The sequence below is a fragment of the Actinokineospora sp. NBRC 105648 genome, assembly GCF_030269645.1.
Taxonomy (GTDB): domain Bacteria; phylum Actinomycetota; class Actinomycetes; order Mycobacteriales; family Pseudonocardiaceae; genus Actinokineospora.
This window is the reverse complement of record NZ_BSTR01000006.1, coordinates 221540-243838: the sequence shown is the minus strand read 5'-3', so window position 1 is coordinate 243838 and position 22299 is coordinate 221540. Positions and strand designations below refer to the sequence as shown.

The window sequence follows — 22299 nt, the reverse complement described above, 5'->3', positions numbered from 1 at the left end:
CTACCGGAGATCATCACTCGCCGGACGTCCGGCCGCGAAGTGACCGGGACCGTTTGATCGTGCGACGTACGAGCTTTGCCGTCCGCGTGGGGGCCGGTCGGAGTCACTGTGGGTGAGAGGGTGAACACGCAGTACACCGGCGGCGATGACCTGGGTGGACGGGCCGCGACAGCGCGTACCCGACCGACGAGGGGAGTCCCATGCACAAGCCACGGATGGCGGTTCTGGCCGCCATCGCCGCGGTGGTGGCGATGGTGTTGGTGCCCGCCACCGCCGGCGGCGAACCGAACCTGCGCATCTTCCGGGGCGACGTCAACGGCGACCGGATCGTCGACCAGGTCCTGCCCGCCATCGAGGCGGGCGGTGGGGAGAACCGGCCGTGCGTGCTCAGCATCGCGCTGGGCAAGCGCGACGGGACCCTGGGCACGCCGAAGGACTACAGCTACGACTCGCCGCGCACCAGTGCCCCGTTCTGCCCCGACATGGGTGTCGTGGCCGACCTGCGCGGCGACGGCAAGCCGGACATCATCACCACGGGGTTCCAGTGGTACTCGGGGGGTTACCTGACCCTTCGCCTGGTGCGCGACGAGATCAGGGTGACCGGCCTGTACCCGGGCCTGCCCTTCCCCAGCACGATCCGGACGACCGACTTCAACGGCGACGGCCTGCCGGACGTGTGGTCCTCCAGCGACCAGAGCATGGAGATCCGCTCGTTCCACAGCACCCCCGACGGCGCCATCGTGCCCGGCACGGTCTCCGGCTGCTCCTCCCAACCGGTCCCCCAGCACTTCCTCGCCGACTTCGACGGTGACGGCGGCCAGGACATGCTGCTCTCCCGGCGCTGCGAGTACGCCTCCTGGGCCGCGGAGCTGCACTTCGGCAGCGGCAAGGCGGCGATCACCTTCGCCAAGGCCCAAGACCCGCACGAGGTGTTCGTCACCGACATCGGGTCCGACGGCGTCCCGGACATCGGCCTGATCTCCCACGTGCCCCAGCTGCGGGTGCAGCACTTCCGCAATGACGGCACCGGCAACTTCATGGAGGTCTGAGCAATGGCGAAGAGAATCGGCACCCTCGGCGCGGCCGCGGTGCTCACGTTGGCCCTGGCATCCCCGGCGGGCGCGGGCGACTGGAACGCCCCGTTCTCCGGCGACGTCGACGGCGACGGACTGACCGACGTGGTCACCCCCGGCACCAGCGCCGGCTCGACGTGCTCGCTGCGGATCGCCCACGGCCTGCCCGGCGGCGGACACGGCACCGCGACGACCTACACCTACCCGAACCCCACCAACTACCCGCTCTGCGGCGACATGGGCGAGGTCGTCGACCTCGGCGGTGACGGCACCAACGAGATCGTGCTCACCGACTACGACGCGTTCAACCCCGCTGACGCCTTCTTCGTGCTCCGCCAAACCGACCCGACGACGGTGACCTTCATCAGCAGGCAATACGGCAACACCATGCCGAACCGCGTCTGGCAGACCGACTTCAACGGCGACGGCCGCCGTGACCTGTGCACGTACACCGATCAGGGCGGCGTGGTCGACTACTACCTCAACACCGCGTCCGGCGGACTGTCCTGGCTCCACCCGGCCCCGGGTGGCTGCTAGCGCCGACTTCACCGGCGGCGGCACGGGTTCCCCGGCCCGGGTCCGGTACCGTCCCGTGGGTCGCGGCCCTCGGACGGGGCCGCGACCACCCGTTCCGCGGCCAACCCGGGTGGCCGCAGGACACCGGGCAACGACCTCGCGGCGTGGCCGTCCGAAGTGGACACGATGTCCGCCCACGCGGGCAGCCGCCACAGCGACTGGCAGGCCAATCAGGACAACCGTCGGAGAAGCCGCCTAGACCCGCGGGCATCACGCCGGGTGGATGAGGCGGCTCTCGTAGGCGAAGATCACGGCCTGGATCCGGTCGCGGAGTTCGAGCTTGTGCAGGATTCGCCCCAGGTGGGACTTCACCGTGGCCTCCGCGAGGTGCAGGGTGGCGGCGATCTCGGCGTTGGACAGACCGGAGCCCACCTGGACGAGCACCTCACGCTCCCGGGTGCTGAGCCTGTTCAGCCGCTCGTCGCGGGCGGTGGCGGCGGCGTCGGGGAGGTGGGGGCGGAATCTCTCCAGCAGGCGGCGGGTGACGCGCGGGGAGACCACCGCGTTGCCCGCGGCCACGGTGCGGATCGCGGTGAGCAGCTCCTCGGGCCTGGTGTTCTTCAGCAGGAAGCCCGAGGCCCCGGCTTTGAGCCCGGCGAAGGCGTACTCGTCCAGGTCGAAGGTGGTCAGGATCAGCACCCGGGTCTGCGGGCAGCTCCGGGTGATCTGCCGGGTCGCCTCGATCCCGTCGGTTCCCGGCATGCGGACGTCCATCAGGACGACATCGGGGCGCAGGTCGGTGGCGAGCCGGACGGCGGTGGCGCCGTCCTCGGCCTCGCCGACCGGTACCAGGTCCGGCTGGGCCTCCACGACCATGCTGAACGCCATGCGCAGCAGCGCCTCGTCGTCGGCGATCAGGACGCGGATCGTCACGGGGCGCCGCCGAAGGCGAGGCGGGTGTGCACTCCCCAGCCGCCGCCGGGAAGTGGTCCGGCCAGGACCGTTCCCCCGTAGCCCGCCGAGCGCTCGCGCATGCCGGTGATGCCGTGGCCGGAGGCGGTGACCGGGGAGGTCGGCGGGCCGGTGTCCGTGACCTCGACCGTGACTGTCTCGGCGGCGCACTCGATCCTGACCTTCGCGTGGGTGCCGGTGGGTGTGTGCTTGAGGGTGTTGGTCAGGGCTTCCTGCACCAGGCGGTAGACGGTCAGTTGCGCGGTCGCGGGTATGTGCGTGTGGCCGCCGTCGATGTCGAGGCCGGTCGGGAGCCCGGCGGCGCGCATCTGGCCCGCGAGGGTCTCCAGTTGGGCGATGCCGGGCAGCGGGTGGCGCGCCGCGTCCGGTTCGTCGGTGCGCAGGACGCCGAGTGAGCGCCGCATGTCGGTCAGTGCCTGCCTGCCCGTTTCGGCGACCTGGAGCATCGCGGTGGTGGCCTTGTCGGGCGACCGGTGCTGCGCGTAGACGGCGGCGTCGGTGAGCGCGACCATGACGGACAGGTTGTGGGTGACGATGTCGTGCATCTCCCTGGTGATCCTGGCTCTCTCCTCGGCGACGGCCCGGTCCCGCACGGCTCCCAGGTAGGCACGTGTGGTCCGGTCGTTCACACCGAGCACGGCCGCGGCGACGACCAGCGCGGTGAGCGCGGCGAGCGGGGTAAGGAACGCGCCATCCGTCGCCCAGCGCAGGCAGGCCAGGACGGCCCCGATCTCCACGACTGTGACGGCGACGAGTGTGGCGCGCCTGCCCGAGGTCGCGGCCACCGTGTAGAGAACCACCAGCAGTGCGACGTCCGCGGGCAGCTGGACGCCCACCAGCCACTGGACGAAGGCCGCGGTCGCCACCGCGCCGAATACCGTGAGCGGGGCCTGGCGCCGCCACACCAAGGGCAGCGCGAGTGCGGCGGTGAACGCGGCGGCCACCGGTAGCTCCGTGGGCGTCCACATGGTCAAGACGTTCAGCAGGAGAAGCGCGGGCAGGAGCGAGTCCCACACCGCCCGCGGCAGCCGGGACGCCCAGCGCCGCTCGTTCGTCACACGGCGATGGTAGGCCGACGGCCCGCCCCGCACATGAGCCCGCCGGCTGACTGCGGCGAGCCGGATTGCGACCACGGGAGGAGTCCCGGTACCTCCCGTGGTCGTAGTCCGGCGGCTGATCCGAGGTGCTCGATTGCCACTGGAGACGGCACCGGGGTCGCGTCTGGGGAGCGATGTGGACGCACGAGCCAGGCACCGAACATGGCCGGGTGACCGAGATAATCACGGGACTGAACCTGTCCCCGCTGGAAGTCCTGACATTGCTCAGTGCCGTCGTGCTGGTGGTGGCGCGCTGGCTGCCCGCCGCTGCCCGCCCACGCGCCACCATCGCGGCGGGGGCGGCGTTCCTGCCGTCCGCGATCGCGCTCTGCGTGACAGGGCTCCGCTGGCAGCTGCTGCCGGTGCTGGCGGGTGCGATCATCGCTGCCCCGTTCGCCATCTTCCCGCTGGTGCGCGACCGCGCTCGGCGGGTCCGCTGGTGGCTGGCGTTGCCGGGCTCGGTGGCGTGCGCCTGCCTGATCGCCACAGGCCCGGCGGCGGCGTGGGCTTTCCCCGTCCCCGTCTTCCCAGAGCTCTCCGGCGACTTCGCGGTCGGCACCCGCGTTCTGCAGTGGACCGACCCGGACCGCCCGGAGACCTTCACCACCGATCCGCAGGACCGGCGCACGGTCGTGGCCCAGCTCTGGTACCCCGCGAAGAACAGCTCGGCGGACGTACCGCGCGCCCAGTACCTCGGACGCGACGAGGACGAGGCGCGCACCGTCTCCGAGGCACTCGCCCAGGGAGTCGGCCTGCCGGGTTTCCTGTTCGACGGTGTTCCGCTCGCCCGTACCCACGCGATCCCCGACGCCCCGGTGGCAGGTGGGGGAGGACGGTTCCCGATCGTGCTGTTCTCGCCGGGGTCGAGCGGGGTGCGCACCCAGAACACCGCGTGGGCGGAGGAACTCGCCAGCCACGGCTACGTGGTCGTCGCGCTCGACCACCCGTACGACTCCGCCGCCGTCGTGCTCGCCGACGGCCGGACGATCACCAGCGCGACCGTCTCCACCGGCGACCGGGGCGAGGACGACAGGCTGGCCGACGACTGGACGGCGATCCGGGCCGCCGACCTCGGCTTCGCGCTGACCCGGCTGGAGGGTCTCGACCGGGGCGACGGCGCCGACCCGCTGGCCGGGCGCCTGGACACCGGCCGGGTCGCCGCGACCGGTCACTCCATGGGTGGCGCCGCCGCCCTGCAGGCCGCCAGGCACGACCACCGGTTCGACGCCGTCATCGATCTGGACGGCTACCCCCGCGGCTCCCTGTCGCCTGACCTCGGCCAGCCGACGCTCGCGCTCACCCAGGCCATCACCCCGGACACCGATCCGCGCTACGTGCCGCAGCTCACCGACGTGCTCACGCGCGGCACGGCGACCAACTACCGGCTAACCATCCCCGGCGCCGCCCACCTGACCTTCATGGACGGCCCCCTGTACCTGCCGCCGGTGCCCTCGATCGTCGGCTCACTGGGCCGCGCCGAGAGCCCGCGCGTCGTCGCCGGCGCCACGCTCGCGTTCCTGGATTCCGTTATGCGCGACGGATCCAGTGACCTGGCGGGCACTCTGTCGACCTACGGCGAGCTCACCGTGTTCCACCCTGGCAACGGGCGCTGATCGGCCCAGGCCGGGAATACCACCATCTATGCGGCGAATCTTCAAACGGAGCCTTTGTTGTCCCGCTCGAGTGTGTTGTGACCGTAACGCCCGCGCTACTGTCCGCGCGCGGCCCTCCATGACCGACTCCACCCCGAGTCGGAAGCGAGGATCTTGTGCTCCTGGGTCCGATTCGTCGAGTACTCGGTACGCGATGACGCTCTCGGTCATCTGTCGATGCTTGCCCACCAGCCAGCTGGACGGGCGCCGAACCAACTCATCCACGGTGAATCGGCGATCACGGGCCGAGGGTCTCCGCTTCGACTGGCGGTTCGGTTCCGACAGGGGTGTAGATGAAGGTGAGGGAGGATGAGTTGCTGACGATGATCGTGAGTGTGTAGAACGTCCCGACAGTGATCGTCGTACGGGTCTGGGCAATGGTGGACAGCTTGGGGAGGACGCTCTCGCTGAAAGCCTGGACCGAGTCGGCGGAGAGCTTGTTGACGGATGCTCCTACCACGCTCAGCAGGCGCGTTGGGGTGTTGACGGAACCTGCGCTGCCGGTGATCCGGACGGCGACCGCGCGCGTGTCATCAAGGAGGCTTTCCCTCGACAGCAGGTAGATCTCTGCGTCTGATTTGACCTGACCACCGAAGACTCCTTTCCTGAGGGCGATTGTCGGCAGTGTGGACGATCCAGGTTCCAGAATCGGGATCTGACCGTTGAGCAGGGTCAGGACGTCGTTGACGGACGAGTCGAAGGTCGCGACCTGGTTGCTCGCGCTGATCACCGTAGACGCCGGGAAGACAACTGTCGGCGCCGCCGGAGGGGTGGTCCCGCCGTCACACCCGACCGCAGTCACGGCCAGGAGAACAACTGCCGGGGCCAGGAGGGTTCGTACCATCGATTTCACCCACTGATCGAAAGGTCAGTTGTGGACTCCATCGAGAACCGGTGGGCTCGTGTTACGCCATCATGATCAGGAGGCGGTCTCCTCGCGGAATCCGCACCCATCCGCGCCGAGGGCCCCAAGCCAGGAAATGCGCGAAAGGGTGCGGCCAGGGAATCATCTTGTACGGGCAGCGCGTAGGCGCGGTGGTCGCTGCGGAGGAGCCGGAACCCGCGGCCTGGTGGCCCGGGCAACATGACCGCCTCACCCTCGGGCAAGCGGATTCCGAACCAGCACGGTCTCGTAGCCGTTCCGCTCCAGATTCTCCTCCAGCGCCGAGACTCAGGCCGGAACTCGACATTGGCACAGGGCCCCGGTGGGCCGATAAAAGGTCGATGAACAGGACACTCGATGTGCGCGTGAACCCGTGTCGCTCATCCCTCGTGCTGTGGGCACCCGACCGGCCAAGGCGAAAGCCGATCGCATCCGCCTTGGCCTGAGGCTGAGTTCAGCCGTCGAGTTCGTCCAGGGTGATCCAGCCGTCCTCGAGCGCCCTGGCGACTAGCGCGCTCTTGGTCGGCGCTTGCCTGCCGACGTTGGCGTACTTGGTCCGCACCCGGTCCAGGTACGTCTCGATGGTCTTTGGGCTGATCCGCAGCATCGCCGCGGCCAACCGCTTTGACGACGAGGCGAACCAGGCCCGCAGGGTGGCGACCTCCATCGGCGTCAGCTTCGGTCTGCCCAGGTCGGTGTCAGCCGCGAGTGCACCGCCCAACCACGGGGGCGTGTAGGGGCGTCCGTCCGCGGCGTGTTGGATCGCGGCGACCAGGTGCGCACCGCCTTCGCGCTTGGTGACGTAGGCGAGCGCGCCGAGATCGACGCAGTGGGTCGCGGTTTCGGGGTCTGCCGCCTGGGTGTACACCACCACCCTGCGGCCCACGTCGACGAGCCTGCGTAGCGCCCCGAACTCCGCGTGTCCCGCGTTCAGGTGCAGGTCGAGGATGACCACCGCCGCTTGGGCGCCCGGTCCGGTCCACACCGCGGCCAGGTCCGGTCCGGCTTCGATCAGCTCGATCGGCGGGTCGGCGGCCGCGCACCATGTCCGCACTCCTGCTGCGACCACCGCGTGGTCGTCAACGATCACTGCGGTGACCGGTCTGTTCCCCAGCGCGTCCGCACCCACCGCAGGTCTCCCTCCGAGATCGTCTCCAGTTCCACCACCGCCGTGTCGCTCACGGGTAGGTCGACCGGCCCGCAGTCGGCGACGACGTCGACCGATACCGACTCGGCGGTGCCGACCACGGTCACCCTCGCCCAAGTCGTCGCGGTGGCGAGGGCAGCGAGCGGGGCATCGGTCAGCGCCCGCCGCACCGGTAGCGGGGGTGTCGGCCAGCGGCCGCTGGTCTCCAGCTCCACCAGCACGCCTCTCCGCTCGGCGACGTCGGCGCAGGTGGCCAACTCGTGCGTGAGAGGGTCGGCCACCTCGTCGGTCTCGGCGAACAGCCTGCGCATGCGAGCTGCTTCGATGGCGCAAGCCCGGCGGACGTCGGCGTCGTGTGGGTCCAGCGTTCGGTAGGCCAACCCCGTCAGCAACGGGACAGTCGTGGCGGTGAGCCCCGCGAACCGTTCCTGCCTGCGCCGGTGCACCGCCGCCCCGACCGCGTCGCGCGTCCGGGCATCCTCTGCCTCCTCGGCGAGGCGGTGGGCGGTGACCGCCAGAGCTCGCAGGGCGGTCGCGCCGAGTCCGGTCCCGAAGGGAAAGCCCAGTGCTCCGATGGCCGCGACGGCGGCGTTGAGGATCACCAACTCGGTGCCGCCGTCCGCACCGAGGACCAGGGTGGTGAGAGTGACCACCTCGTGGGTTGCCAAGAAACAGGCCAGGAAGCCGATCGGGCGGTCCAGCAACAGCAGCACGCCGATCCAGCCCATGGTTCCGTATGCCCAGTCGAGGGCTCCGGTGGCCTCGCCGCTGAGCAAGGTCACTGTCGAGGTAATGGACGCCGAGAAGGCAAGCACCAGCGCGGGCCAGCGAGCCCGGCCCCACGACCTCCCACGCACGAGCAGGACGAACTCGGCAATGATGATCGCCGCGAATGCGCAGTACGCTGCCAACTGGGTCCACAGTGGACGGTGTATGTCCGTGGTGCGGAGCAGGCTCGCGGTAGCCAACACGGTCGCGGCGATGACCAGTACGGCGATCCGCAGTCCACCGAGGAACCGGGCGACGGTGTGGTCGAGACCGCTCATGCGGGCCACCTCAGCCGCACCGAGGTCCCTGTCGTCCCGGACTCGATCGCCACAGCGCCACCCACGGCGGCCATCCGCCCGACGATCGACTCCCGCACTCCGCGTTTGGGCGCAGGCACCCGCTCCGGATCGAAGCCGACACCGTCGTCGCGCACCACCGCGTGAAACCCGCCGGGTCCACTTGTGACCTCGACTTCGATCCGATCCGCGTGGGCGTGGCGAGTGGCGTTGCGCACGGCCTCCCCGATCGCGTCCACCACGGCTCTCGTCACCCTGCCCGGAAGCGGCACGCCTGCTGGACAAGATACCGCGACCGATGCGGGGAGCGCGGTGGCCAACGCCGAGCACAGGTCCATCCGCTCCGGAGGCTGTCGGCCGAAAGCACGCAGCACGTCCAGATCCTGTCGCGCCTGGTTGCTGAGGATGGCCTCCGCCTCGGAGCCGCGCCCGATCTGGCCGGACCCGACCAGCAGCAACGTCGTCGCGGCGGTGTCGTGCAAGGCGTTGGTCAGGGCGCGTTCGTCCGAGCGCAGTTCGGCGGCGACCCGGCGCTCAGTGCGGATCCGCTCGGCCGCGGCCATCGCGTCATCGGCCATCCGTCCACCCCGGCGCACGAGCGTCCACAGGATCCTCGCCAGTACCGACACGACCAGCGACCAACAGGCGGACACCAAGCCGAAGACCGGAGCCTGCTCCGGCAGAGCCCACACGGTGCCGACGACCAGTGCGGCGTGGACCACGACGGCGAGGACAGCACCGAACATCCTGCCGAGGTGGTACTGGTAGGCGACGCAGGCGAAGGTGATGAAGGGGACCAGCCAAGACTTGCCCTCCGCCAACCAGTCGGGCGGGATCGTCCACCGGGTGCTGAGCGCGAGCACCACAAGAGCGGCGGCATCAACCGCGACCAGGTGCGCACGCCAGCGGCGGCGCAGAACGAGCAGGTAGAAGGCGCTGGACGCCGCGACGGTGGTCAACACCGCCGCGGTCGGCCACGCCGTGGCGGCGGTGGCGCCGAGTCCGCCGATCACCGCGATCGGGACGAACGTCCCCACCCGGATCCACGCCGTGTACGCACGGCCGAGGTGGTATAGCCGCTGAACCGCCGCGCCCTCGCCCATCCCGGCTCCTCTCGGTCGAGACCATCAGGGTCGCGCACTCCGTGACCGGACTGTGTCGGGTGAACGCCCCTCTCCTGGAAGTCGTCGCGGACCTAGCGTCAATAGCACCGGAGTCCCGGCATTCACCCGAATAAAGGAACATCACATGTCCACACACCGCCGCTCCCTCTTCCGGGCCGCGCTGGCAGCCCTGTTCACGTTCTCGGCGCTGCTCTCGACCGCGGCCACGTCGACTGCCACCACCAGTGCCGAACCTGCTGTGTGGGTCGGGTCGCCGTCGGCAGCAACCTGGCCGACCGGTGGATCACTGCCCAGCACGCACCACACCCCGTACGGCGGGGACTGGTCGGCCGATCTCCAGTCGGTCGGCTCCGGTGCGGCGGTGGTGCTCTACGCCGCCCCGCAGGACGGGGCAGTTCCGGTGACCGCGAAGGTCGAGGTCGTCCGGGCCGCCTGCGCGTCGGGCGTCATCAGCCAGGGCGGGTACCGGGTGACGGTCGGCCTCTACACCGGGGGCACCAAGATCGGCGCCGTCACCTACGCGCACGTCAACCCGACGGTGTCCCAGGGCGCCACGATCAACCGGTGGGGCACGACGATCGGCACGGTCGGGGACTACAGCTGGAGCTCCTGCTGGCAGGGCAGGCACGTGCACGTGGAGATGTACTCCCAGCACAACTACGCCTGCTACAACCGAACGTGGGCGCCCGGGCAGGCCATGCAGCCGACCAACTTCATCGGGTTCGTCGGCGGGGCATACGCCTCGGGTAGGCAGCAGGCCTGCCCGTAGTCGGAGATGACCGAGGGGCGGCCGTCACGGCCGCCCCTCGGCGCCGTCACCAAAGGACTCACGCCTCCCCGCCGCTTTCAGCGCACCTCCAGTTGATCCGCTCTACCGGCCTGCCTCCCAGGCAGTGACTGATTGTCCGCGTCACACGACGCCTGTCCTGGGCGAAGTCCTGCTCGGACCGCGAAGCCACCCGCGGTTCACATACACTCCGCACCGTCATCCGGTTGGGCGATTGGGGGGGCGCGGTGAGCGGTACCAGGGTGTTGGTGGCCGGGGCGAGCATCGCGGGGCCCGCGCTGGCCCACTGGTTGCGGCGGCGGGGAGCCGAGGTGACCGTGGTGGAGCGGGCTCCCGGGTTGCGCCCCGGCGGGCAGGCGGTGGACGCGCGCGGGGTGGCCAAGGAGGTCATCCGGCGGATGGGGTTGGACGCGGCGGTGCGTGCGGCCTGTACGGACACCGCGGGCGCGCACACCGTGGACGTCGACGGGAACGTGCTGGAGACATACCGCGCCGATGACGATGGTGGTGACGGGTTCATCGCGGAGATCGAGATCCTGCGCGGGGACCTGTCGCAGGTGCTCTACGACGACACCCGCGACGGCGTCGAGTACGTCTTCGGTGACCGGATCGCCGAGCTCACCCAGGACGCCGACGGGGTCGAGGTGACCTTCGCCAGTGGCGACCGGCGGCGCTTCGACCTGGTGGTCGGCGCGGACGGGCTGCACTCGGCGTTGCGGGCGATGGTCTTCGGGCCGCGGGAGCGGTTCGTCCGCCACCTCGGGCTCGTGCTGGCCTTCTACAGCGTGCCCAACGAGTTCGGGCTGGACCGCTGGTTCCTCGAGTACCAGGACCCCGGGTCCGCCCGGACCGCGGGCCTGCGGCCCATCAAGGACGCCACCCGGGCGATGGCGATGTTCGGCTTCCCCGCGGCCGACTCCGACATCGACCACCGCGACGTCGAGAGCCAGAAGCACCTGCTGCGCGAGCGGATGGCGGGCCTGGGCTGGTTGACCCCGGACATCCTCGCGCACCTGGACGACACCCCGGACTTCTACCTCGACCAGGTCGCCCAGGTGGTGATGGACCGCTGGTCGAACGGCCGGGTGGCGCTGATCGGCGACGCCGCGTTCAGCTCGTCCCCGATGTCCGGGGCGGGCACCGGGCTGGCCCTGGTCGCCGCCTACCTGCTCGCCGGGGAACTGGCCGCCGCCGACTGGGACCCCGAGGCGGGGTTCGCCGCCTACGAGGCCCGCATGCGCTCGTTCGTCGAGGCGAACCAGGAGATCGGCAGGCTGCACGCGGAAAGCCGTGCCGTCCCCAACCCGGACGCCGAACCTGCCCCGGAGCCCGACATGGAGGCGTTCACCGCGCTGATCGACCGCGCGATCAACGGCGTCGACCTGCCCGACTACGCCGGGGTGCCCGACTCCGGGCCCTCGGAGCCACCGGCCAAGCCGTAGGGGCACTGCATCCGCGCCCCTTGCACCCTGCGGACGGCAGGTAGCGAGCGAGACAACTGCGGATCCGACGACTGATCGCCGCCCTGTTCAGCCACCCGGACCCCACCACCGGATGGCCGTCGGGATCCCAACGCACCCACCTGCGACTGCCTCGAGTGGTCACGAGCAACTCGATACCAGGGAAGTCTTCCGTCCCGAGCGAAGCGACCACCAACGCGCTTTCCCGCGATTCCCCACCAGACCTCGCGCATCACGTCCAGCAGGTGGGCCGGCTGGTCCTGTAGGGTTGGTCCTGCGGTCTCGCCTGCGACGATGCGGGCTGTCCGCGTATCGGGTCCGCGACCCGCGCTTGGATTTGGCGGCGCGTGTCGAGTAGACCGTCCCTCAACGTTTCGGAGTACCCACATGGCGGCTCGCCGCCCCAGCCAGACCAGTCCGTCCACCACCGGTGACAACCCGGACGGACTGACCTTCGCCCACCTGGGCGTGCCCGCGGCGCTGGTCGCCGTGCTCACCGCCCGCGGCATCGACAGCCCCTTCCCGATCCAGGCCGCCACGCTGCCGGACTCGCTGTCCGGCCGTGACGTGCTCGGGCGTGGCCGGACCGGGTCGGGCAAGACCTACGCGTTCGCGCTGCCCCTGCTCGCCCGGCTCGCGGCGAGCACCAAGCCGCGGCGGGCCGGCAGGCCGCGGGCGCTGATCCTGGCCCCCACCCGCGAGCTGGCCGACCAGATCGCGGCCGCCGTGGCACCACTGGCCGAAGCCCTGTCACTGACCACGATGACCGTCTACGGCGGGGTGCGACCGGGACCCCAGATCTCCGGGCTGCGCGCGGGCGTCGACGTGCTGATCGCCTGCCCGGGCAGGCTCGCCGACCACGTCGCCACCGGGCACGCCCACCTCGACGCCGTCGAGATCACCGTGCTCGACGAGGCCGACCACATGGCCGACCTCGGATTCCTCCCCGTCGTCACCAGGCTGCTGGACAAGACCCCGCGCGGGGGCCAGCGGTTGCTGTTCTCCGCCACCCTGGACGCGGGCGTCGACGTGCTCGTGCGCCGGTTCCTGTCCAAACCGGCCACGCACAGCACCGACCCGCCGTCCTCACCGGTCACGGCGATGGCACACCACGTGCTGCACGTGCAGCCCGCCGCCCGGCTCCCGGTCCTGGTCGACCTGACCGCCGCACCCGGCCGGGCGGTGGTGTTCACCCGCACCAAGCGCGGCGCGGCACGACTGACCCGCCAACTCATCGCGGAGGGCGTCCCCGCCGTGGAACTGCACGGTGACCTCGGGCAGACCGCGCGCACCAGGAACCTGCTCGCCTTCACCGACGGCCGGGCGACCACCCTGGTGGCCACCGACATCGCCGCCCGCGGCATCCACGTCGACGACGTCGCGCTCGTCATCCACGCCGACCCCCCGGTCGAGCACAAGGCCTACCTGCACCGCTCGGGACGCACGGCACGGGCCGGGGCGTCCGGCACCGTGATCACCCTGATGACCGACGCCCAGGTCGCCGACGTCCGCGACCTCACCCGCAAGGCGGGCGTCGCCGCCAAGGTCACCCGGATGCGCCCCGGCCACCCGCTGCTCGCCGAGCTCGCACCCGGCGAGCGCACCTTCGTCGCACCGACCGCGATGCCCACCGCCGACCGGCCGATCCGCACCAACCGCAAACCCACCGCCGCCAAGCGCCGGCAGACACCGTCCACTCCCAAGCAGTCCCGGTCGGTGCCCGCGGCCACCCCGGCACCCGCGGTGAAGAGCACCGGCGGGGCCGCCGCCTTCTCGGCAGGCACCCGCGCCGGCCGACGCAGCGGGCGATAGGCGGCACCGCACCCCTCATGTCGGCCGACCAGGTCCGGTCCAGCTTCGGCACCGCCACCCTCGACGTCGGGAGTGGACCAGCCCCGCACGACGCCCTTGACGGCATCCCCCAGAACGGCTGGGGACGATGCCGAGCGGATCGTGGTGTCCGATGGTCACTGGATCGGTTGGGGGTCTGGGTCCGCCGATCGTCGTCCAGGCGGCCGCGCCGCGGCGCCGGGCCTGCGAGGTCCACCGCGAGGGCGAACCGGCGATGATCGACTCGGGTGTCCGGCCGGTTCACCCGGTGTCGGGACGGCTGAGGCGTTCGGCGTGGGCGATGAGACTTCGAACCCGGGCCGCGTCGTCGTCGCGGGACTGGGTCAGGTAGTGGGTCAGGGCCGACCGCAGGAGCGCGAGGGCTCGGTCGACCTGGCCGAGGCGCAGGTGCGCGCGTCCGAGGTGGACGGTGAGGTCGGCCTCGTTGTAGGCGTGGGCGAGCGTCCGCACCAGCGCGATGGCCCGCTCGTAGTGCTCGACGGCCTGGTGGAAGCGCTCGCCGCGGTAGGCGATGAGGCCGAGGCTCTTGAGCGTCATCGCCTCGCCGTCGGGGTTGTGGTGGGCGCGGTGCAGGTCGAGCGCGAGCAGGCAGTGGGTACGGGCGGTGTCGAGGTCACCGCTGTGGATGGCGTGCCAACCCGCCTGGTTGAGGGTGTCCGCCCGGCGGACCGGGTGGTCGAGGTGGTCGTGCAGGGCAAGGGCCCGGGTGGCGTGGCGCAGCGCCCCGGAGATGTCCTCGGCCTGCAACGCCCAGCCGATCATCTGGTGGGTCCGGGCCTGCTCGGCGGTGTTCCCCTGCTGCTCGGCGAGCGCGAGTGACCGGCCCAGGTGCTCGAGCGCCTCGGTGCGGTGCTCCAGGAGAGCGTGGGAGATCCCGACGTTGCGGTGAGCGCTGACGCGCGCCACGGGGTCGCACAGGTGCTCCGCCGAGTCCAGTGCGGTGAGCCACACCGTCAACCTGACCTCGCGGTGCGCGCGGCGGAAGTGGAAGGTGTCCAATGCCCAGGCAAGACACCACACACTGCGATGCCAACCGTTACGGGCAGCCAAGTTCACCGACGCGAGCAACGACGCGTGTTCGGCGTCGAACCAGGACAACGCTTCCGCGACGTCCGCCAACGGCGCCGGCCGCACTCCCGGCTCGGGCGGGTCGAGCGGGAAGGCGGGCCGGTGGGGGTAGAGCAGGTGGTCGGCCGCGTACGCCGTGTGCACGTGGAAGTCCACCAGCCGGCGCAATCCGCCGATTCGATCGGGTACGCCAGCGCCGGCGTGCTGCCGCACCAGGTCGTGCATCGAATACCGTTCACCCGCACCGACGTCCACCAGCGATCGCTCGCGCAGCGCGCGGAGAACCCCGGCCACCCTCGGCGACCCGGTCAACGCGGCGGCCGCCAACGGACTCACGTCCGGACCGGGGGCGACGGCGAGCAACCCGAAAACCCGCCGCTGCTCGGCGCTCAACATCCGCTGGGAGGTGGTCAACGCCGCGGGCAGACTGGCCGCTGGATCGTCGTCGTCGAGTGCCGCCACACCCAGTTCGCGCAGCTCCGCCACAAGCCGCGCCAACGACGTGTCCTGCGCACGCCCCGCGAGAACCGCCAACGCCAACGGATACCCCTGGCAGAACGCCAACACCTCGGCAACAGCCTCGGCTTCGGCCGCCAGCCGCCCCTGCCCGAGCCGAAGCTCCAGCAGCCCCCGCGCCTCCCGCTCCCCCAACATCGCCAACCGGATCGACCGCGCCCCGACGCGCGCCAGGAAACCACCCAACGCCCGACGCCCAGTCACCACCACGCACGAACGCCCGCCCGGCACCAACAACTCGACCTGCTCGAAGGAGGCCGCGTTGTCCAACACCACCAAGACCCGCCGAGCCGCCACAACACTGCGGTACAAGGCGGCCTGCGCGTCGACCCCCGCCGGGATCCGATCGGCCGCCACACCCAACGCGTCCAGAAACCCGCGCAGCGCGGCTGCGGTCGAAACCGCGTCACCGTTCGGGCTGAACCCGCGCAGATCAACGAACAGCTGACCGTCCGGGAACAACTCCTTCCGCTCCTGCGCCCACTTCACCACCGCCCACGTCTTCCCGATACCCCCCGGCCCCCACACCCCGACAACTCTTCCGTCGCCCACCGCCCGATCAAGCTCGGCAAGCACTCCCCGCCTACCCACGAACACCTGCCCGACCCTTGGCAACTGCCACGGTTTGGCGTGGCCCGAACGACCGTGGACGTGCACATCCCCTTGCAGGACCCCAGCCTGAAGAACACTTCCCGCAATACCGCCGTACACCTCGTTGGCCACCACCGCTCCTCGGAGTCCGCCGATTCCCCCGGCCAAGCGAAGCTGCCACCTTCCCACTCCGCCACCACCAGAAGAAGATGCCAATTGGATGACATCGCGACCACCGACCCCCGAACTCGTGCCGGTCACCGCAGGACTGTTCCAAGATCGGTGTTTCCGGCGACACGCCGGGCTGAGGTCCGGCGAGATGGGCACTGTGAGTGATGACATCGGACCTTGTGAGTCCACGCAGGAGTGATCGGAAGCCGGCGGTGCTGTCGCCGGAGCAGGCCGCCGCGGCGGCGATGGTGGCTGAGGCGAAGGCCCGCGGGCTGGCGTTGACCGGCCCGGACGGCTTGTTGAAGCTGTTCACCAAGAACGTGCTGGAAACCGCGCTGAACGAGGAGATCGCCGAACACCTGCGGCACGAGAGGCGTCAGGCGGAGCCCGGCCGTGAGTCGAGGAATGTGCGGAACGGCACCCGGCCGAAAACCGTGATCTCGGATGCCGCGGGCGAGGTCGGTATCAACGTGTCGCGGGATCGGGAGAGTACGTTCGAGCCGCAGATCGTAAAGAAGCGGCAACGCCGGCTTACCGAGGTCGACGAGATCGTGTTGTCGTTGTATGCGAAAGGAATGACGACCGGGGATATCTCCGCGCATTTCGCCGAGATCTACGGATCCTCGATCAGCAAGGAAACGATCTCGCGGATCACCGACAAAGTCGTCGCCGAGATGCAGGACTGGGCCAACCGGCCACTCGACCCGGCGTATGTGGCCGTGTTCATCGGCGCGATCCACGTCAAGGTCCGTGACGGGCAGGTCGCCAACCGGCCCGTCTATGCCGCCATCGGCGTCACCATCGGCGGCCGCAAGGACGTTCTGGGTCTGTGGATGGGCACCGGTGGCGAGGGCGCGAAGTTCTGGATGAGCGTGCTGATCGACTTGAAGAACCGCGGCGTCGCCGACGTGTTCTTCCTCGTCTGCGACGGCCTCAAGGGCCTACCCGAGGTCGTGACGAACGTGTGGCCGCGGACTATTGTGCAAACCTGCATCGTTCACCTGATCCGCAACACGTTTCGGCTGGCGTCACAGCGGGACTGGGACGCGGTGAAACGAGACATCAAACCCATCTACACCGCCCCCAATCCCGACGCCGCACTGGCTGCCCTTGAGGACTTGGACGAGAAATGGGGGAAGAAATATGGTGCCATGATTCGGCTGTGGCGCAACGCCTGGGAGGAATTCGTGCCGTTCCTTGACTACGACGTCGAGATCAGGGGCATGATCTGCTCGACAAACGCGATCGAATCGTTGAACGCCCGCTACCGGCGGGCGATCCGCGCGCGTGGGCACTTCCCGACGGAGCAGGCGGCGATGAAGTGCCTGTACCTTGTGACTCGCAGCCTGGACCCGACCGGGACGGGCCGCGCCCGGTGGACGATGCGCTGGAAGCCAGTGATCAACGCATTCGCCATCACGTTCGGTGACCGCTGGCCGACCGCCGAGACCTACTGATCAACAACGCCGGAAACACCGATCACGGGACAGACCCGTCACCGAGTCCCAGCGCCTCCCGCGCGGCACAGGAGGTCAAACGTTCCTTCGAGAAAGTTCCGGGAGGGGTGTCGGATCGGGGTGGTGGTGTTCGTAGCAGTGGTGAGCCGCCCGCAGGGGGCGGCGCCGAGCTGGAGGAACCGCGATCATGAAGCTGACGACCACGACTCAGATCACCATCGACGGAGTGACGCAGGGGAACGGCGGCGCCTCGGACGAGGACCGCCGGAACGGGTTCGAACGCGGCGGGTGGGCCTTCGGGGCCGGTGACGACGAGACCAGGGCGTTCATCACGCGGACCTACCAGCGCGCTGACGCGTTCCTGTTCGGTCGGCGCACCTACGACCTGTTCGCCGGCTCGTGGGGGTCGATCGACCAGATGCGTGCGCACCCCGTCGGCGTGGCCCTGGACGGGACCCCCAAGTACGTGGCATCGACCACGCTCACCGCGCCGGGTTGGGCGGACACGACTGTTCTCGGCGGCGACCTCGCGGCGGCCGTCACCGAGCTGAAGGCCCAGCCCGGGGGTGAGCTCCAGGTGCACGGCAGCAGCACCCTGATCCGGTGGCTGCTGGAGAACGACCTGGTCGACGAGATGACCCTGATCGTGGTCCCGGTGATCCTCGGCCAGGGCGCGAGGCTGTTCCCGGAGAACGGTCCGGACCGCGCGCTCGAGCTGGTGGAGTCGCGGGTCGACGCGAAGGGCGTGGCGATCCAGGTCTACCGGCCTGCCGGGCGCCCGCGGTATGTGACGGCCTGACTTCCCTTGCCACCACGGCATTGTGTTGCGTCAAAGCCGGGGTACCGAATGTGGTCGGACTGCCCAGGTCGGCCGTTGGGGCTGGTCGTTGTGCACGATGATGTCGGCGCGGTCGGTGGGGCGGTCTTTGGCGAGGTAGAGGTATTGGGAAGGGATGTAGCGGTCGCGCCAGGAGCGTTCGATGTCGGGGGTGTTGGCGGCGGATCCGGTCAACGTGGTGTTTCGGTGCTGGGCGCGATCTATCGTCTGCTCAAGTGGGACCGACACGAAGATGGTCAGGTCCCACCGGTTGACGAGTTCCGGGCGCAGGAGGAAAACGCCGTCGAAAGGAGTACCGCGTCCGCGGGGGCGATCGCGGCGGGCGGGGACGCCGGGGTGTCGGTGTCCTTGTCGTAGGCCGTGTGTTGGAACCCGCGGTCCCCGCCCGGGCCCAGCGGGCCGAGCAGGACCCGGCACAGTGCGGCGTGGTCGTGGGCGTCGAGGTAGCAGCCTTCGGCCGAGTACCGGCCGCGTCGGTAGCGTTGTGCGCGGGGGACGAGGAAGTCGTCGATGGTCGCGCGGATGACGGCGCGGTCCTGGGCGCGCAGGACGACGGCGAGTTCGTCGGCCAGCGTGGTCTTGCCCGCGGCGGGCGGCCCGTCGATGGCGACCCGCACCGGGTGCGTGGTCGTGACGGACCCGATCGCCTCGGCCAGCCGACTGATGAGCTCGCCACGGGTGCCTTGACCCATTGCCACCCCTCGCTTGAACCTGGTCACCCGTGGCGCCACCGTCCCACCATCCTCCCACGCCAGATCAACCGCATGAGACCAGACCGAGGCGGTCGCCGGTCAAGCGTCGTCGATGAGTTGTCGTGTCGCCGTGGCCAGAGCGTGTAGGTGGTTCTGGTCGGCGATGATCCGGGCGGAGTCGAGCAGGGAGCGCGCTTCCGGGGCGTGTCCGAGGCCGAGAAGGGCGCGCGCTCGGTGCACGCGGAACCAGCCGAGTTGGGCGGGGGCGGCTCGAACAGTGTTCGCACAACCATCTACAAGGGACAGTGCGGTGCGGAAGTCGCCGACTGCCAGGGCGAGGCGGGCGCGGAATGCTTCTACCGGGCCCAGCAGGACAGCGGGCCAGCCTGCCAGGACCAGCTCACCCGCGTGGGCGGCGAGGAGCTTGTCCGTGCTGTGGCAGAGGTCGACGAGGTCGGCCGTGGGGTGGTGGCGTCGGGTGAGGCTGTCGATGGTCTCGACCACGAGGGCGAGAACGGTGACGCCGTAGCCGTGGGGCGGGAGGGAGCGCAGGCCGTCCAGGCGGTGGAACAGGGCGTGCAGGCCGTCGACCGCGGCGGCCGGGTTGTCGGTCTCGCTGTGCAGGAAGGCTGTCGCGGCCATCCAGACCGGGAAGTACTCCCGTTGCTGCGCGCCGGTGTCGAGGTCGATGGCCCTCAGATCGCTCATGCGGCCTTGTTCGCGGCGCAGCCAGAAGACCTGCGCCATCCAGGTCTGGCGTAACGAGTCGCCGGTTGTCGGGGTCGCCGAGCTGTCCAGCAGGGTTTGGCCGGGGCCGAACAGGCGTTGCTCGGCCGCGGCCAGGTTCCCCCGCCACAGGTCGTACATGGTGTCCAGAGTGGACTGGAGCCACGGCATCAACCCGTGCGCCGAGCGCGCGGTGATCTCCCGGTGTCGGGCCGCGGTGGCCTGCGCGTTGTGCAGCTCGCCCAAGCGCAGCTGGTCGATGGCCGTGGCGATGACGGCTTCGCCGTGGAAGTGTTCGGGGCCGCCGGAATGGGCGGCTCGCTCGAGCATCTCGCTGATGTCGCGGAGTCGCGCGGGTGGGGTGAAGTCGTACAGGGCCCAGCGGCACTCGGTCAGCACGTCGCACACGACCTCGGGTGGGTCGTCCGGCCTGAGTTCCTCGATCAGGGCACGGGCCTCTCGCACGCCCGCGGGGACCTCGTCCGCGCGGTCCGCAGGCGGAAGGGCCATTGTGGACTTGTGCGCCAGGTGGGCCCTGACCTGCAGCCACAAGCGCCTGCCCGCCGGGTCGGCCGCGAGTGGGACGAGTTCCGCCCGACTCCTTTCCAGCAGCGGCAGGAGTTCCTGGTCGGTTCGACCAGGGGCCGACCACCGACGGGCCAGGCGGACCACCGCCGTCGCCCGGCGCACCGGGTCGTTCACCGCCGCGCGGAGGGCGGCGTGGTACGCCGTCGAGGCCGCGGGCATGTCCGCCCGGCTGTGGTGGGCATCCCCTTGCGCCAAGTGCAACGCGAACCGGAGTTCGGGGTCACTGGTCACGGCGAGTCCGCGCTGGGCGAAGTCGAGCGCCTCCTCATGGCTGCGGCGTTCGCACGCGTCCCAAGCGGCGGCGGACAACGCGCCCGCCACGACATCGTCGGGCAGGTCCGGTTGGGCGGCCAGTGCGTGCCAGGCCAAGACCGCGTAGGAGGCCGCAGGCGTGCCGGACAGCACGGTGAAAGCGTTGTGGTGCAAGCGTCTTGCGGTTGCGAAGCGCCCGGAGAGCTCGGTCAGCACGGCGTCGCGGAGTTCGGCGGAGGCGAACCGGGCGCGCCCCCGAGTGACCCGCACCGCACCGGACCGGGTCGCCGCGGCCAGGTGCTCATCGGCCTCGGCGGCGGTCGTGCCGACGACGCGGCCGACCAGTCGGGTGTCGATGGCCAAGTCGACCTCGGTGATCGCGGCCGCCGCCAGCCACTCGAAGCCGGGGGCCCCGACGGGACCGGCGACGCGGTCGCCCAGCAGGGCGAACCCGACGCGTTCGCGCGCGCACCGCCACGCCACCTCGTTGATCACGTCGACGTCGGCAGGCGCCAGCCGGTCCGCCCCCTCGACGACGACCACGACCGGGCCGCGCCTGGCGACCAGGCGGAGCAGGGCCGCCAGGTCCTCGACCACGCGGGTCGAACCCGGGGTGAACGGACGCGGGTCGACCACGAACCCGATCGCCGTGGGCGGCTGTTGCCCGCGCGTCAGCGGATCGCGCAAGGTCGCGAACAGGCATTCGGCCAGGATCGCGCGCCACAGGCCGAGGTCACCCACCACGACGTGCAGGGTCCGGACACCGGCGGCGGCGGCGATCTCGCGCAGCCGGGCGAAGTCCTGGTGGACAAGGGAATGCGTGCGGACGTCCGGCTCGCCCTCACGCACGGCCGCGACGTGGTCGGCGAACGACCGCGCGTCCGGCCCCGGGGTGGTCGGTCGCCTGCTCAGGAGCCTGAGTTGGAACCGGGCACCGAACTCGTGCAACGCGACGAGATCGTCGGCGGCGCGGGCCATCGTGCCGTATCCGCCGTCCCGGCGGAGCCGCTCGAGCAACTCCACGGCGCGCGTGGGATCGCCGTCGTCGAGCAGCGCGACGATCCGGAGCAACCACAGGTGTTGGTTGCGGGCCAGTCGCGCGGTCTGCTCCGGGTCCGTGGCGAGCCAGCCGAGCACGTCGCGGTCGCCGGTCAGCAGCCCGGCCGTGACCCAGAGGAGCGCGAGCCGGTCCCGCAGGGCCTCCAGTTCGGCCCGGGCCCGCTCGCACACGGCGGGCAGGTTCGTCTCCCAGTCGACGTCGGCGACGGAGAACGGCCGGTCCGACCACGTGGCCGCGGCTCGTCGCAGCACCTCGACCGCCTCGGCGGCGGCTCCCTGGTCGATGAGCGCCTCCGCGTCGACCAGCGCGGTCTGCAGCCGATAGCGGTCCAGCGCCTCGCGCACCCGCACGCCGCCGGGGCCCGGGGCGGGTTCGAGTCGGTACCCGGCGTGCTGCTGTGCGGTCGAGACGGTGAGACCGGCGACGCCCAGCGCCTTGCGCAGCTTGGCGACCAGCGGGTACAGCCGCTCCGGTTCCGGTCGCTCAGGCCACAGGGCCCGCGCGAGGACCTGCGCCTCGACCACCCGGCCGCGCTGCTCGGCCGCGAGCACGGCGAGCACCTTCGCCAGTTGCGGTGGCAGCGCCACGACGCGGTCGGCGCTGACGAGTCCGACCCGCCCCAGCACCCGAACGTGGAAGTCGACCATGTCGTACCGGCCCTCCGAGGTGTCCGCACTGGATGAGTCGGACCGGGCGGTGATCGCGTGACACGGT

17 protein-coding genes are annotated in these 22299 nt (G+C 70.5%); 8 read left to right on the top strand and 9 right to left on the bottom strand.

All coding sequences use genetic code 11. The features are described from left to right. Positions 1–200 precede the first annotated feature (200 nt). The gene (locus tag QSK30_RS08685) at positions 201–1049 is read left to right on the top strand and encodes an FG-GAP repeat domain-containing protein (RefSeq protein WP_285501129.1); all 849 of its coding nucleotides are present in this window, start codon (positions 201–203) and stop codon (positions 1047–1049) included. A 3-nt stretch (positions 1050–1052) separates the two neighbouring features. Next, a complete protein-coding gene (locus tag QSK30_RS08680) occupies positions 1053–1610 on the top strand; it encodes a hypothetical protein (RefSeq protein ID WP_285501127.1) in 558 nt (185 codons plus the stop codon). A gap of 249 nt (positions 1611–1859) precedes the next feature. On the opposite strand, the gene QSK30_RS08675 is transcribed toward QSK30_RS08680, so the two are convergent. Both QSK30_RS08675 and QSK30_RS08670 read right to left on the bottom strand, forming a co-directional pair. After that, positions 1860–2522: a response regulator transcription factor gene (locus tag QSK30_RS08675; RefSeq protein WP_285501126.1), complete on the bottom strand. Its 663-nt coding sequence runs from the start codon at positions 2520–2522 to the stop codon at positions 1860–1862. After that, the gene (locus QSK30_RS08670; protein WP_285501124.1) at positions 2519–3619 is read right to left on the bottom strand and encodes a sensor histidine kinase; all 1101 of its coding nucleotides are present in this window, start codon (positions 3617–3619) and stop codon (positions 2519–2521) included. The genes QSK30_RS08675 and QSK30_RS08670 overlap by 4 nt, the downstream gene beginning before the upstream one ends. A gap of 209 nt (positions 3620–3828) precedes the next feature. On the opposite strand from QSK30_RS08670, the gene QSK30_RS08665 reads away from it, so the two are divergent. Then, positions 3829–5271: an alpha/beta hydrolase family protein gene (locus QSK30_RS08665; RefSeq protein ID WP_285501122.1), complete on the top strand. Its 1443-nt coding sequence runs from the start codon at positions 3829–3831 to the stop codon at positions 5269–5271. A 277-nt stretch (positions 5272–5548) separates the two neighbouring features. On the opposite strand, the gene QSK30_RS08660 is transcribed toward QSK30_RS08665, so the two are convergent. The 4 genes from QSK30_RS08660 to QSK30_RS08645 form a co-directional block, all read right to left on the bottom strand. Next, on the bottom strand, positions 5549–6163 hold the full coding sequence (locus tag QSK30_RS08660; protein ID WP_285501120.1) for a hypothetical protein: 615 nt from the start codon (positions 6161–6163) through the stop codon (positions 5549–5551). A gap of 484 nt (positions 6164–6647) precedes the next feature. Next, positions 6648–7283: a response regulator gene (locus QSK30_RS08655; RefSeq protein ID WP_285501118.1), complete on the bottom strand. Its 636-nt coding sequence runs from the start codon at positions 7281–7283 to the stop codon at positions 6648–6650. Further along, the gene (locus tag QSK30_RS08650) at positions 7280–8386 is read right to left on the bottom strand and encodes a hypothetical protein (RefSeq protein ID WP_285501116.1); all 1107 of its coding nucleotides are present in this window, start codon (positions 8384–8386) and stop codon (positions 7280–7282) included. The genes QSK30_RS08655 and QSK30_RS08650 overlap by 4 nt, the downstream gene beginning before the upstream one ends. After that, positions 8383–9507: a sensor histidine kinase gene (locus QSK30_RS08645; RefSeq protein ID WP_285501113.1), complete on the bottom strand. Its 1125-nt coding sequence runs from the start codon at positions 9505–9507 to the stop codon at positions 8383–8385. Before QSK30_RS08645 ends, QSK30_RS08650 begins: the two co-directional genes overlap by 4 nt. A 145-nt stretch (positions 9508–9652) precedes the next feature. On the opposite strand from QSK30_RS08645, the gene QSK30_RS08640 reads away from it, so the two are divergent. The 3 genes from QSK30_RS08640 (at position 9653) to QSK30_RS08630 (ending at position 13587) form a co-directional block, all read left to right on the top strand. Further along, the gene (locus QSK30_RS08640) at positions 9653–10297 is read left to right on the top strand and encodes a M23 family metallopeptidase (RefSeq protein WP_285501112.1); all 645 of its coding nucleotides are present in this window, start codon (positions 9653–9655) and stop codon (positions 10295–10297) included. 245 nt (positions 10298–10542) lie between these two features. Next, complete coding sequence (locus QSK30_RS08635) at positions 10543–11757, top strand: FAD-dependent monooxygenase (RefSeq protein ID WP_285501109.1); 1215 nt, start codon at positions 10543–10545, stop codon at positions 11755–11757. Between the two features lie 405 nt (positions 11758–12162). Continuing rightward, complete coding sequence (locus QSK30_RS08630; RefSeq protein WP_285501106.1) at positions 12163–13587, top strand: DEAD/DEAH box helicase; 1425 nt, start codon at positions 12163–12165, stop codon at positions 13585–13587. A 279-nt stretch (positions 13588–13866) separates the two neighbouring features. Here QSK30_RS08630 and QSK30_RS08625 read toward each other — a convergent pair whose 3' ends face one another. After that, on the bottom strand, positions 13867–15699 hold the full coding sequence (locus QSK30_RS08625; RefSeq protein ID WP_285501104.1) for a tetratricopeptide repeat protein: 1833 nt from the start codon (positions 15697–15699) through the stop codon (positions 13867–13869). Positions 15700–16136: 437 nt separating this feature from the next. Between QSK30_RS08625 and QSK30_RS08620 the strand changes: the two genes are divergently transcribed. Beyond that, positions 16137–17429: an IS256 family transposase gene (locus tag QSK30_RS08620; protein ID WP_502871807.1), complete on the top strand. Its 1293-nt coding sequence runs from the start codon at positions 16137–16139 to the stop codon at positions 17427–17429. A gap of 187 nt (positions 17430–17616) precedes the next feature. Further along, positions 17617–18228, top strand: coding sequence for a dihydrofolate reductase family protein (locus tag QSK30_RS08615; protein ID WP_285501101.1), 612 nt, complete (start codon positions 17617–17619; stop codon positions 18226–18228). A 275-nt stretch (positions 18229–18503) separates the two neighbouring features. Here the strand turns inward: QSK30_RS08615 and QSK30_RS08610 are convergent, their stop codons facing one another. After that, positions 18504–18959 (bottom strand): nucleoside/nucleotide kinase family protein, encoded by a 456-nt coding sequence (locus QSK30_RS08610; protein WP_285501099.1) that lies wholly within the window; start codon positions 18957–18959, stop codon positions 18504–18506. 99 nt (positions 18960–19058) lie between these two features. Continuing rightward, entirely contained in the window at positions 19059–22232 is a 3174-nt protein-coding gene (locus QSK30_RS08605) for an ATP-binding protein (protein WP_285501096.1), read from the bottom strand. Positions 22233–22299 lie beyond the last annotated feature (67 nt).